Genomic DNA, 12,584 nt, shown 5'->3' with positions numbered 1-12,584 from the left:
AATTACTCATGTGGTAATTCTTTTTTCTCACTATGCTTATGAACTTTCGTCATTAGCTCGTATAATATTTTTTGCTCTTCTTCATTTAATACATCATCAAAAAACGATGATTGAAATGCAAGTTGCTCTGGCAATGCTCTCTCTAAAGCTGCTTCCCCTTGCTCTGTAAGGCTAATTGTTTTCGTTTTCCAATCTTGTTTTCGTACAATATATCCTTCTTTTTCAAGACGAGTTAACATTCGAGAAATACCACCTTGTGTAACAGTTACCTTTTCAGCTAACTCCATCTGTGTTAGTGGTTGATACGTACGTATTTGCAAAAGCACATCAAATTGAGCTGTCGTTAAATCAAAACGTTTTAAAAACTCATTTGACATCTGATTACTTTGGTTCGTAAATCGTATTAAACGTAACCATATTAATGACCCTATCGTATTATCACGCATGTTTGATCACTTCCTATCGTGAATCTTACTATCACTTTACTACGCAAGTGATAAAAAAGCAAGAGAAAACGTGAAAAATATCTCATTAGAGTATCGCTATTCTTAACTTTCCATTTCATTCATTGCTATATTTAAAGCTGCTACCGCTTTTGGCCAGCCAACATAAAAAGCCATATGCGTTATTAACGCAATCATTTCATTCTCCATAATTCCATTTTGCTTGGCCAGCCGCAAATGAAATGGTAATAGTTCTGTCTGATTAAGACTAATTAGTGCCGCTACTGTACATAGACTTCTTTCTCTTAATGTTAAAGTGGCATCTCGCCACACTTCCTCGAACAATATCTCTTCACTATATTGAGCAAATGCAGGGGCCATTTCTCTCATTTTCTTTTGAATACAATATTCAATGGATTCATTCATCATTTCACTCCCCTTCATTTTACCAATTGCGCCACTCCTTGACCAAACGACCAATTCTCAGCAGCTGTCTCATTTAGTGTAATAAAAATGTCTGCACTTTTTATACTAGAACATTCAGAAACCCTCATGGATATCGACTGATACAGATCCCTTTTCTGTTTTATCGTTCTTCCCGGTCCACATGTAATAGAAACATAAATCATATTCTCTGTTCTCTTTTCTCCTCTTTCTAATAAATAATATGGATTAAATAAAAAGTGATTTTGTTTATAAGGTAAAAACATTTGAAAAAAATCATTTTCAGGGATGTTAAAATGTTCAATTAATGAAAGATGAATACATTCACCTATCTTTTTCAACTCTTCTTTATTTAATATATTTTCATGATAATAAACGTTCACAAAGGGCATACATTTTCATTCCTTTTTCTTAATTTAACTTCAACAAGTTTTCATCGTGAAATGTGCAAAATCTCATATACTGTAACTCCTTTATTGGTTACCATGTCAGGCTTTCCTTCATAAAAATCAAACTGACTATACCTCCATTTATCTGGATTATAAATGATTACATTTCCTAAACATTTTTCTATGTTTTGTACATTTTCATTTATAGTATTTAATTGCGTTCCCTTCAGTGAATTACTTTTGGAAATACTCCCTGTAAACTCAACAGCATATTTACTTTTTTTAAAATCATCACTTAAATTAACAACTAATGGAACACCTATATTTATTTGTTGCCATCCAAAAGATTGTAAAATATTATCGTAATACCCTTCAAATATAAATTTGTTCATTCCTTCATGGCCATTCCAAATATATAAAGGTGCATAACAGTTATAGAAATTCCCGTCCTTTCCTGCCTCTGTAATTAAATACGCTTTGAAATTCAATTCTTGAAAACCATCCGTTTTATGTCCATTATCCTTTACCCTTTTTTTAACGATTTCCATATGATAATCCTTTGGCAAAATGACCTTATATTGCATTCCATTCATGTTTATCACTCACTTTCTATCTTATATACACAATGATAAACCGATGAGTGACTAGCGTAAAATAGGTATAAATTATGCTTGATATCATTTATAATGATACCGTATAAGGAGCTGTGATACATGGAAATAAATGATCTTATTATATTCAAAACTGTAGCTAGTGAAGGCTCTATTAGTAAAGCTGCTAAAGAGTTAGGATATGTTCAACCAAACGTAACTGAGCGAATCAAAAAATTAGAACAAGAATTAGAAACACCTTTACTACATAGAGATAACAAAGGTGTTTCCTTGTTACCCTCAGGTGACATTTTATTAGACTACACGAATCAAATATTAACTTTAGTAGAAGAAGCGAAAGATAAAATTAAAACGAGTGGTTCTTCTTATATCATCGCGACGTCACAATCTATTTTGACTAATTATGTAAGTAAGCGTATTAAAGAAAATTTCAGGAATTATCAAATATATGTAGAAAATAGTAGTCATTTGCATAAATTACTGCAACAACAAAAAGTTGATATGGTCATTACTTACGAGGATGATCCCGAAGCAGCTTTTAAAAAAGTATTTACTACTTCCATTTCTGTTGGCTTATTAAAAGCGAAAGAAACGCCTATCATTGACTATTCAAAGGAACTCTTCTTCGTTAGTAATGATAAAAAGTGCCCTTTTAGAAATAAGACGATACAATTTCTAAAAGAAAATAATTTATCTCAAGGTCAACTTCAACAATTAGATTCTTATTCGCTTATGGAAGAGTTTATTCAGGACGGTAAAGGAATAGCCTTTTTACCGATTAAAAATGATAACATAGTGCCCATTGAAGATGTTCTCATTGAGAAATTAGCTGTTCATTTTTTTACAAATCGAAACTCTTTAAAAAAAATACCTAATGAACTATTTGATTAATATAATTGCTAGGTTTACAAACTAACTAATTACATACACCAATAAAAATCCCTCCTTTACGAATTTAAAAGAGGGATTTTCATATTCTATACAATTGATTCTTCACACGTTTTGCTCCACTTCTGCACTTTTCTCCTTCTTATTCCGTTTCATATTCTTCAAACTCTTTACCGTTCCAACTAATCCTTTCGGAAAAACTAGCAATACGATAATGTACAATAAACCAAGAATAATTGTCCATCGTTCAAAAATTGGATACGCTGTAGCTAGTTCTGATAAATAATATTTCAGTGATTCAATAATTCCAGCTCCCGCAATTGCTCCAATTAACGTTCCAACACCTCCAATCATTGTCATCAATAATACATTTAATGTCATTTCAATTGAAAATACAGTCGTATTAACAAATCGTAGTGTGATAACAAATAAGCCACCGCTAATCGCAGCTACTACTCCTGCCACAATACTAGCAATAATTTTATAATGAAGAACTTTATACCCTAGTGCTTCCACACGTTGTTCATTTTGTGAAATTGCCTTTAATACTTTTCCAATAGAAGATTTTGTGAAAAGTCGTAACAGAATAAAAATGACAATTAAACATATAAGCGTTACATAATAAAAGGTAAAACGATCACGAAATAAGTCTGGTACACCAAATGTAAAACCATCCCCTCCGTGAGTGAGCCCACGCCATTTTTCAGCAAGTACGAAAAACAACTGTGAAATAGCAAGTGTTAGCATTGCATAAAAATGACTTTTCAGACGCAATGAAAGCAAGCCGATTATATAACTAACAATTGCTGAAATGATAATTGCAGCTACTATCCCTATTAAAAAGTTCGTTATGGATACTCCTTGCCGATCAAATAAAAGCGCTACCCCATATGCTCCTATTCCAAAGAACATACAGTGACCGAACGATACAATTCCGGTATATCCAAGCAATACATCAAAACTCATTGCAAAAATAGCAAAGATGAAGATTTGAGTGAACAAAATTAACAAACTCCGTGAATCATTTACGAATGGAAATACACTTAAACAAATGAGCATACATACTCCGAAGTATACTTTAATTCGATTTGATGTGTTGTTCACCATTTCACCCCTTTTCACCAACAAGTCCGTTTGGCTTTACTATTAAGAAAAATAGTAACATTAACATATTAATTGCAAGCGATAAATCCGGTATAAAATACGCTGTAAAAGCACCAGCTAATCCGACAATTAAAGAAGCGATTGCTGAACCCTGTACGCTTCCTAATCCTCCAATGATTACTACTATGAAAGCTAAAATCGCATACTGCATACCCATCTCGGCGAAAATAACTCCTGAATACGGTGCTAATAAGAAGCCTCCCAACGCTGCCATCCCTGCTCCTAATAAAAAGACGAAAGAAAATATCGCTTTTACGTTAATACCGAGCGCTTGAACCATCTCTTTATCCATTACACCTGCGCGTATCATAAGACCTATCTTTGTTTTCTTCAGCAATAATAGTAAGGCAATGTAAATGATGATCCCAATTAAAATAACGAATAAACGATATTTAATTAATATAATACCTTCAAATGTATAACTACCTTGTAACCATAACGGTAATTTCGCACCAATTGGATTAGGTCCCCAAAATACTTTAATACATTCACTAAGTACAAGCATTCCTCCAAGCGTCACAAGAAGCTGGCGAACATGATTTCCATATACCGGTCTAATAAGGAATCTTTCTAAAATGAATCCAAGAAACATCCCCATAGCAATTGCTCCAATTAACGCTAATACATAACTACCTGTCATATTAAATAGCCAAACACCTGTAAATGCTCCCCACGCAAATAAACCACCATGTGCGAAGTTTAGAACGCTCATTAAACCAAAAATAAGTGAAAGACCTGATGCTAATAAAAAAATGAGCATCCCTGTTGAAATCCCATTTACAAATAAATTGATTAACACATCCATCCTTCTCACCCCGGATTCATGTTAAGAGATCCCTAAATATTTATGACACATTTCCTTATCCTCTTTTAATTCATGCATAAAACCGTTATGAACAATTTTTCCGTTATCCATAATATAAAAGTAATCCCCAATTTGACTAGCCATCATAAAATTTTGTTCAACGAGTAAAACTGTTGTTTTCTCCTTCATTTTCAAAATGGCTATCATTAATTTTTCTATCATAATAGGGGACAAACCTTTACTCGGCTCATCAATAAGTAATAAACCATCACTATTAATAAATGCTCTTGAAATTGCTAGCATTTGCTTTTGCCCTCCGCTTAAGAGTCCGCTTTTTTTGTGCCAAAACTGCTTTAAATCTGGAAATAACTCAAGCATCCACTCAATTTTCTCTTCCGCTTCTTCGCCCTTACCTCTAGCAAGAGCGAATGTTTCTTCTACTGTCAGGTCGTAAAAAATACCTTGATTTTCTGGTACATACCCTATTCCTTTCCTTGAAATCAAATGTGTAGATAATCCATTTACTTGTGTACTATCATAATAAATTTCACCATGTGCGATATGGTGAAAACCCATAACCGAACGTAATGTCGTAGTCTTCCCTGCCCCATTTCTTCCAAACAGTACAGTAATCGTTCCTTTCTCAACAGCAAGAGATACCCCTTGCAAAATATGAAACTGATCTAAATACGTCTCTATATTATTCACTTGTAATAGTGCCACTATATAATCCTCCTAAATAAGCACTTTGTACACGCTCATCTTTCATAATTTCTTCGGGCAAGCCTTCAGCCAATAGCTCTCCATGGAATAAAACGATAAGATGGTCTGACAAACCTAGTACCATATCCATTTTGTGTTCAATCAGTACAATTGTACTTTCTGGATGTTTTTTAATATTTTCAATCACTTGTAAAATAGCCGGTACCTCCTCAACTGATATACCTGCTGTCGGCTCATCAAGTAGTAACACATCCGTTTTTAAAGCTAATAACATCGCAAGCTCTAACTTTCGTTTTTCTCCATGTGCTAAATCTTTCGCTAATACATGTTCTTTCTCCTGAAGTAATACTGTTTTTAAGAAACGTCTCGCCTCTCCCACTTGTTGTTTAAATTTTGCCGAAATCGGAAAAAAACTATAGTAATCTTGAACAAATGATTGAACACTTAAACGAACATTTTCAAGTACCGTTAACTCCGGGAATATATTTGTAAGCTGAAAAGAACGACCAATTCCTAATCGAGTTCGATCTGAAATTGATAAATTTGTAACCTCTTGTCCTTTAAAATACACTTCACCCTTCGTTGGAGAAATTTGTCCACTAAGTAAATTAAATAACGTTGTCTTTCCTGCACCATTTGGTCCAATAATGGAAATGAGCTTTCCTTTTTGTACTGTCAAATTCACATCCTTAATAACTTGATGCTCGCCAAAAGATACGCTAAGATTTTTCGTTTCAAGTAAATGTGTCACGAAATCCCTCCCTTTAAAGCTTTCAGTAAGAAAGAAATACGTATAAAGAGGGTACTCCCTCTTTATACAAAAACAACAGAAAATTCAGTCTATTTATTTTGAACTGGTGGTTCTGTCTCTTTCATCGTTAATTCTCGCTCTAATACTGGCACCGGATAATCAACACCATCTTGCTTTTTCAATGTGATAGAATACAGTGTCTGCATCGCTTGGTGATCCTTTTCTCTAAATTTCATCTTTCCTTTCGGTGTCTCAAATTCCATTCCTTCCATTTTCTTAATCAACGTATCTACATCTGTATCCCCTTTTGATTTCTTTAAAGCTTCTACAATAGAAATTGCCGCTGACATTCCACCTGCTGTAAATAAATCTGGCACCGCACCATTAAATCGTTTTTTATGTTCTTCCACTAACCAATCATTCACCTTATTTTTCGGGAGCGTATGATAATAAACAGAAAAACCTTGCATTCCTACTAACGCATCCATCGTTTTTAATGCCGGTATATCTGGTGCACCGGTAGAAATTTTAATACCTTGCGCTTCCACATTCATATCTTTTAACTGTTTCCAAGGTGAATTTGCCCCAGCCCAAACGATAAATAAATAATCTGGTTTGGAACTAATGATATTTTGAATATTTGCAGTGAAGTCAGTCGAATTTATATCAGCATATTGCTCGTTTACAATATTCGCACCTAATTTCTTCGCTCCAGCTTTAAATGCCGCAACCCCTTCACGGCCAAATGCATTATCTGGGGCAAACGTCGCAATCTTTACATCTTTTTTTGCAATTGCAGCTGCTCCTGCAATTGCATCTTGCGAAGAGCTTCTTCCTGTTCTAAAAATATATTTATTCCAATTCTTCCCGGTAATACTATCGGCAACTGCCGGTTCTACAACCATTATTTTTTCATATTCTTCAGCTAATGGTAAAACCGCTAATGTATCACTTGAACTAGACGATCCGACTAAAAAATCGACTTTCTCTTCTTCTAATAACTTCGTAGCTTTTTTAACGGCTACCTCTGCTTTTGTTTCCGTATCTTCTACAACAAACTTAATCTTCTTCCCTTCCACTTTCCCAGTTCCGCCCGTTGCATAGTCCAACCCTAATTCAAATCCGTTCACTGTTTGTTTTCCATACGATTCTAATGGACCTGTTAATGAAGCAAGAACCCCTACCTTAATCGTCTTTTCATCCTCTGTACTTGTTTTCTTTCCTGAACAAGCTGCCGTTATTAATAACGAGCCTAAAACACAACCAGTAGCCATCATTCTTAGCCATTTACGTTTTTTCATCGACATTGTGATCCTCCCCATACTTTACTTTCTGATAGAGTCAAACACGCCAAAGTCCCCTGCCCGTAATCATGACTAACTATAGGATAGGTAATGGAAAACTCCTGTAGTATCCTCTACATTCGGCACAAATCTATAATCACCTTCCTATTAAATGGAAACGGACATACAATCAATATATATTCTGATTCCCAATTGAAAATACTGTTTCATTACAGTATTAATCACGAAAAAAGCTACAATAATTAACTTAAGTTATTAAGTCAATCATTGTAGCCTCCCTAAAAAGCACTTAATTATTTTCTACTTTCTCTAACCCTTCAGCCAATTGTTTCTTATCTAGCCCTTCCCCTATTACTACCAAGTTCGTTGGGAAACCGAAGTCTTGTTCCAGTAAAGTCGGTACCCCGAACGAATATTGGAATAGGTGCGGGTATTTATCTCCATGGAATTTCAAAAATCCTTTTACACGATAAATACTATCTGGTAAATTCGAAAGCCATTCATATAATTTGTCTTGATCAATCGATTTCGTAAATTGATACGTCATCGTTTGTATATGTAAATGCTGTTTGACATGTAGTGTCTCATGTTCCCCGTCATTCGTAAATTCAGCCTCTTCTATGTCTTCTAAAGATATATTACAATATTTTGTTTCAAACAATTTCGCATGATTATTTATCGCTTTCACTTCTTCAATTACTTTGTTCTTATCCGCATCTGTTAGTAAGTCTGATTTATTAATTAAAATGTGGCTACCAAACTTCAGTTGCTCATGTAATAATTGCTGAACGTTTGCACTTAATACACTTCGATTTAACCATCTTACTGCATCTAAAACGACTACAATTGATTTCACGTCTAAGAAAGGTGCTAAAATTGGTGATACACATGCATCTAACACTTCAATTGGATGCGCAACACCTGTCGTTTCTATATAAATAACATCTGGTCTTTCTTGCTGATATAACGAATGCAATTGTATTTCAAGCTCTTCTTTTAGCGTACAACAAATACATCCTTTCAGAAGCTCTCTTAAAACATTCTCTTTTCCAATAATATCGGTATCTACTGAGTATTCACCAATTTCATTCATTAATACTGCAACTTTTCTATTCTTCTTTTTCTCAGCTAACAATAAATTTTGTAATAATGTTGATTTTCCACTACCTAAAAAGCCACCTAATATATGAATTTCTACTTTATTCATTTGATCGACCATCCATTTCTTTACTTCAAACGTATTCAAAGCGTAATAATTACGATTTATATTTATCATTTTATTAAAAGAATGACCATTTGTAAACATAACAGATTCACTGTTCGTTTACTTCATGTGCAACCCTAACTCCAGACTCTATTGCTCCTTGCATCCATCCATGCGTTAATGTCGTATGCTCTCCTGCAAAGTGTACTTTGCCAGCTGGCGGCGTAATATACGGAAATAACTCGAGCTCTTGACCTGGTTCGAAAGCCGTAAATGCGCCGCAAGAATACGGATTTTCACTCCAGCTAAAAGATGTTCCAGTAACAAATTCACTATAGACGATGTCACCGTATATTTCTGCTAAATTTTTTAATGCGTAACGAATACGATCTCTTTGAGGGAGACTATCCCACGTTAACGCCTCATCTGCCCACGTATAACTCGCTAAAACGATGGCTGCCCCTGGTGTATGAATGCCATAACTCGGATAATATGTAAATCGAATCGGTAAATCTGTAATAGATTTACCGCCGTATTGTCCCGCTTTCTCCCAAAATCTACTTTTAAACTCTATCGCAATTTTAGTTGCAGCAATATAATTTAACTCACGAATTGCTCGTCTTTTAAAATAAGAAAATAAATGATATGGGTGAACTTCTACAAATCGTAACGCTGAAAATGGAATTGTAATAATAGCACTATCGCCTGTTACGATAAATGGATGTAACGTTTGCTCATGACTTCCTTGCATCATTACTTTATTATCTTCCTGTATAATTTTTTCTACTTTATACGACATAAAAATATTATCTTTTAACTCCGGTAAAAATGAATTTGGTAATGCATCCATTCCGCCCGTTATCTCGTAATATTTTGTCGTTGAGGTAAAAAAGATCATTTCACGTAATACTTCGATTAAAGACATTCCCATATATGCTTCCATATCAAGAAGTACACCGATCATATCTATTGCTCCGTCTGAATAATACTCAATTAAAAATGAGCCAAGCGAATATGCTTTATACTTTTTTTCAACGATAATCCAATTTTTATGAGGATCTTTTTTTATAAAATTTAGTATTGGTTCTAATACTACTAACATTAACTCTTCTGCCGTTTTTCCCTTTTCGTTCTCTATAATTGGATATCCAAGTATACTTGGATTTCTTTCGAATATGCTCAATCTCGTTTTAATATTATTCGTATAAATAATATCTGAAGCGGTTTTATTTATAAACAGATTTAACGGTAATTTAAACTTACAAATGTAAGCTAAAGTTAACTCATGTGTTTCAGGAATTCGCATCGGTCCTGCATTAAAATACAAACCAGAGCTAAATGGTTCACGGATCGTATATATTCTTCCGCCTATTCGGTTATTCGCTTCTAAAATTGTTATATTATGACCTGCTTCTTTCAATAACGATGCTGCAACTAAGCCCGAAATCCCTGCACCAGCAATAATAATCTGCTTTGGATTCTTCGTTTTAACGAGCCCCACATTAATAATATGAAGCATTTTTTCCATCGTTAATGGCTGCATCATACCCTTTTCTCCTTCAATAAAGGATTTTATTGCAGTATATTCGGTTCACTTACGTACTATGTTTCATGCAAGAAATTGCACGGATACATTTTCAAATACTTGAATATCTTTTATAAAATGTAATAAACTAGATATGACTCTATAGAAGTAAGACGTATTATCTTACATAATAAAATCAATGAAATTGCGAGGAATTTTGAAATGAAAAAAGGTATTAACCGTGTTGTATTAGTAGGAACAGGAGCAGTTGGATGTAGTTACGCTTACTGCATGATTAACCAAGCTGTAGCTGAAGAATTTGTTTTAGTTGATGTAAACGAGGCAAAAGCTGAAGGAGAGGCAATGGATTTAAGTCATGCTGTTCCTTTTGCACCAGCTCCAACTAGAGTATGGAAAGGCAGCTACGAAGATTGTAAAGATGCTGATCTTGTAGTTATTACGGCTGGATTACCACAAAAACCAGGCGAAACACGTTTAGATTTAGTTGAGAAAAACGCGAAAATCTTTAAACAAATCGTTCGTAGTATTATGGATAGCGGATTTGATGGTATCTTCTTAATCGCAACTAACCCTGTCGATATTTTAACTTATGTAACTTGGAAAGAATCTGGTTTACCAAAAGAACGTGTAATCGGTTCTGGTACAACTCTTGATTCTGCTCGTTTCCGCTATATGTTAGGTGAGTATTTCGATATTGGTCCTCACAACATTCATGCTTATATTATCGGAGAACATGGTGATACGGAACTTCCTGTTTGGAGTCACGTATCCATTGGTATTCAAAAACTACAAACACTTCTTGATAAAGACAACACATACACGCAAGAAGATTTAGACAAAATCTTCATAAATGTTCGTGATGCAGCTTACCATATTATTGAGCGAAAAGGTGCAACTTACTATGGTATTGGTATGTCACTTCTACGTGTTACTAAGGCGATTTTAAACGACGAAAATAGTGTATTAACAGTATCAGCTTACTTAGAAGGTCAATACGGTCAAAAAGATGTTTATATCGGTGTACCTGCTGTATTAAATCGCGGCGGTGTTCGTGAAATTTTAGAAGTGGAATTAAGTGAAGAAGAAGAATTAAAATTCGATCACTCTGTTCAAGTATTGAAAGAAACAATGGCACCCGTTCTTTAAGCGTGTATGCAAAAAAGCAATCCAATTTATTTTGGATTGCTTTTTTTATTTATTTTCTATTTTTTAATCGTCTCCTCATTATTTACATTCAGTACATCTAATAAGAAGATGAAGATTGGTATACCAATAATAAGCCCCCATATTCCAAGGAAATGCTCTGAAAAGATAAGAATCATAAATGTATAAAAGATTGGTAAATTCGTTTTCGCAGACATGAACTTCGGGTTTAAAAAATAACTTTCAAGAGCATGGATTATTGTAATGAACACAAGTATGTATACAACGTACATAACTCCGCCTACGTTATAAGCAATAATACATAGCGGGAACAAGGAAATGATTACACCGGCAACAGGAATTAATCCTAGTAAGAAAATCATGACAGCTAATACGAGAAGCTGCGGAAATCCTAAAACGATTAATGCAATGACAGTAAGAATACAATTGACAATTGCAATTAAAAACTGCGCTTCAATTACTTTACCGAACGATCTTGCAAACCTTTCACCAAAATATGCAATCTCCTCATAAAAAACCTTCAGACTACTATCTTTAAATTTCGAAGTAAATGATATGATACGTTCTTTTTCTAACAAGAAAAATAAACTTAAAATAAGAGAGAGTAGTATTTGCAAACTGACTTTTCCTATATTTGCAATCGATTGATATATGACATCTACACCTTGTTCTATATATTTTGAGACTTCCATCCCATTAATTGTTGAGAGCGCATATTTAATGATCTCATTATCCGGTGGATTTTGAAAAAACAACCTAAACTGATAAATCAATTGGGAAATTTGTATCGTTAGCACAGGTAAGTATTTATATAATGTTGTGCCGATAAAAGTAACTAATATGATATACAAACATGCGATAACAATTTTCCGATTCACTTTCAATTTTTTTGAAATAAAACGTTGAAACCGATCCATTAAAAATGTCAGTATAAACGTAATTAATATTAAATTAATCATACTTTTTAATCCATATAATACAAGCGCTACTATTATTAAAACGAGAAACCGTTGGAACCCTCTACTTCGAAAGAAATTTTTCACTTCATTCATTAAGATTTAACCTCCCCCTTCAATGGATGGAAATTGAATATATTACATTTTATGAACTTCTATAGACAATCTTTCTTACTAATTGAGAAGAATCCT

Annotated in this window: 14 protein-coding genes; 2 read left to right on the top strand and 12 right to left on the bottom strand. The window is 34.0% G+C overall.

Translation table 11 applies throughout. The annotated features are described in order from the left end of the window. Nucleotides 1–2 precede the first annotated feature (2 nt). From MR115_RS13110 to MR115_RS13095, 4 genes are all read right to left on the bottom strand, one after another. Nucleotides 3–446 (bottom strand): MarR family winged helix-turn-helix transcriptional regulator, encoded by a 444-nt coding sequence (locus tag MR115_RS13110; RefSeq protein WP_001205521.1) that lies wholly within the window; start codon nucleotides 444–446, stop codon nucleotides 3–5. A 102-nt stretch (nucleotides 447–548) separates the two neighbouring features. Next, nucleotides 549–872, bottom strand: a complete 324-nt coding sequence (locus tag MR115_RS13105) for a carboxymuconolactone decarboxylase family protein (protein ID WP_242241589.1) — start codon at nucleotides 870–872, stop codon at nucleotides 549–551. Nucleotides 873–883: 11 nt separating this feature from the next. Continuing rightward, a complete protein-coding gene (locus MR115_RS13100) occupies nucleotides 884–1,279 on the bottom strand; it encodes a tautomerase family protein (RefSeq protein WP_242241588.1) in 396 nt (131 codons plus the stop codon). A gap of 41 nt (nucleotides 1,280–1,320) precedes the next feature. Next, nucleotides 1,321–1,869 (bottom strand): DUF4865 family protein, encoded by a 549-nt coding sequence (locus tag MR115_RS13095; protein ID WP_242241587.1) that lies wholly within the window; start codon nucleotides 1,867–1,869, stop codon nucleotides 1,321–1,323. 120 nt (nucleotides 1,870–1,989) lie between these two features. Between MR115_RS13095 and MR115_RS13090 the strand changes: the two genes are divergently transcribed. Further along, the gene (locus tag MR115_RS13090) at nucleotides 1,990–2,778 is read left to right on the top strand and encodes a LysR family transcriptional regulator (RefSeq protein ID WP_242241586.1); all 789 of its coding nucleotides are present in this window, start codon (nucleotides 1,990–1,992) and stop codon (nucleotides 2,776–2,778) included. Nucleotides 2,779–2,880: 102 nt separating this feature from the next. Here MR115_RS13090 and MR115_RS13085 read toward each other — a convergent pair whose 3' ends face one another. The 7 genes from MR115_RS13085 to MR115_RS13055 all read right to left on the bottom strand — a co-directional run bounded on the left by MR115_RS13085 (nucleotide 2,881) and on the right by MR115_RS13055 (nucleotide 10,272). Further along, the gene (locus MR115_RS13085) at nucleotides 2,881–3,834 is read right to left on the bottom strand and encodes a branched-chain amino acid ABC transporter permease (protein ID WP_242241757.1); all 954 of its coding nucleotides are present in this window, start codon (nucleotides 3,832–3,834) and stop codon (nucleotides 2,881–2,883) included. Between the two features lie 49 nt (nucleotides 3,835–3,883). Further along, a complete protein-coding gene (locus tag MR115_RS13080; protein WP_098586554.1) occupies nucleotides 3,884–4,744 on the bottom strand; it encodes a branched-chain amino acid ABC transporter permease in 861 nt (286 codons plus the stop codon). Nucleotides 4,745–4,765: 21 nt separating this feature from the next. Then, nucleotides 4,766–5,467: a branched-chain amino acid ABC transporter ATP-binding protein gene (locus tag MR115_RS13075; RefSeq protein ID WP_063261805.1), complete on the bottom strand. Its 702-nt coding sequence runs from the start codon at nucleotides 5,465–5,467 to the stop codon at nucleotides 4,766–4,768. Then, the gene (locus tag MR115_RS13070) at nucleotides 5,445–6,218 is read right to left on the bottom strand and encodes an ABC transporter ATP-binding protein (RefSeq protein ID WP_242241585.1); all 774 of its coding nucleotides are present in this window, start codon (nucleotides 6,216–6,218) and stop codon (nucleotides 5,445–5,447) included. Before MR115_RS13070 ends, MR115_RS13075 begins: the two co-directional genes overlap by 23 nt. Nucleotides 6,219–6,307: 89 nt before the next feature. Continuing rightward, nucleotides 6,308–7,525: a substrate-binding domain-containing protein gene (locus tag MR115_RS13065; protein ID WP_097864459.1), complete on the bottom strand. Its 1,218-nt coding sequence runs from the start codon at nucleotides 7,523–7,525 to the stop codon at nucleotides 6,308–6,310. 286 nt (nucleotides 7,526–7,811) lie between these two features. Next, the gene (locus tag MR115_RS13060; RefSeq protein WP_242241756.1) at nucleotides 7,812–8,729 is read right to left on the bottom strand and encodes a CobW family GTP-binding protein; all 918 of its coding nucleotides are present in this window, start codon (nucleotides 8,727–8,729) and stop codon (nucleotides 7,812–7,814) included. A 106-nt stretch (nucleotides 8,730–8,835) separates the two neighbouring features. Continuing rightward, nucleotides 8,836–10,272 carry a flavin monoamine oxidase family protein gene (locus tag MR115_RS13055; protein ID WP_242241584.1) on the bottom strand — a complete coding sequence of 479 codons (1,437 nt, stop codon included), beginning with the start codon at nucleotides 10,270–10,272 and terminating at the stop codon, nucleotides 8,836–8,838. Nucleotides 10,273–10,473: 201 nt separating this feature from the next. Here MR115_RS13055 and MR115_RS13050 point away from each other — a divergent pair, with 201 nt between their 5' ends. After that, the gene (locus tag MR115_RS13050) at nucleotides 10,474–11,418 is read left to right on the top strand and encodes an L-lactate dehydrogenase (RefSeq protein WP_064476369.1); all 945 of its coding nucleotides are present in this window, start codon (nucleotides 10,474–10,476) and stop codon (nucleotides 11,416–11,418) included. Nucleotides 11,419–11,474: 56 nt separating this feature from the next. Here MR115_RS13050 and MR115_RS13045 read toward each other — a convergent pair whose 3' ends face one another. Beyond that, on the bottom strand, nucleotides 11,475–12,488 hold the full coding sequence (locus tag MR115_RS13045; RefSeq protein WP_061676843.1) for an AI-2E family transporter: 1,014 nt from the start codon (nucleotides 12,486–12,488) through the stop codon (nucleotides 11,475–11,477). Between the last annotated feature and the right edge of the window lie 96 nt (nucleotides 12,489–12,584).

Origin of the sequence: Bacillus cereus group sp. BfR-BA-01309 (genome assembly GCF_022664315.1) — a bacterium.
Taxonomy (GTDB): domain Bacteria; phylum Bacillota; class Bacilli; order Bacillales; family Bacillaceae_G; genus Bacillus_A; species Bacillus_A mobilis.
This window is presented reverse-complemented; position numbering and strand designations above follow the sequence as displayed.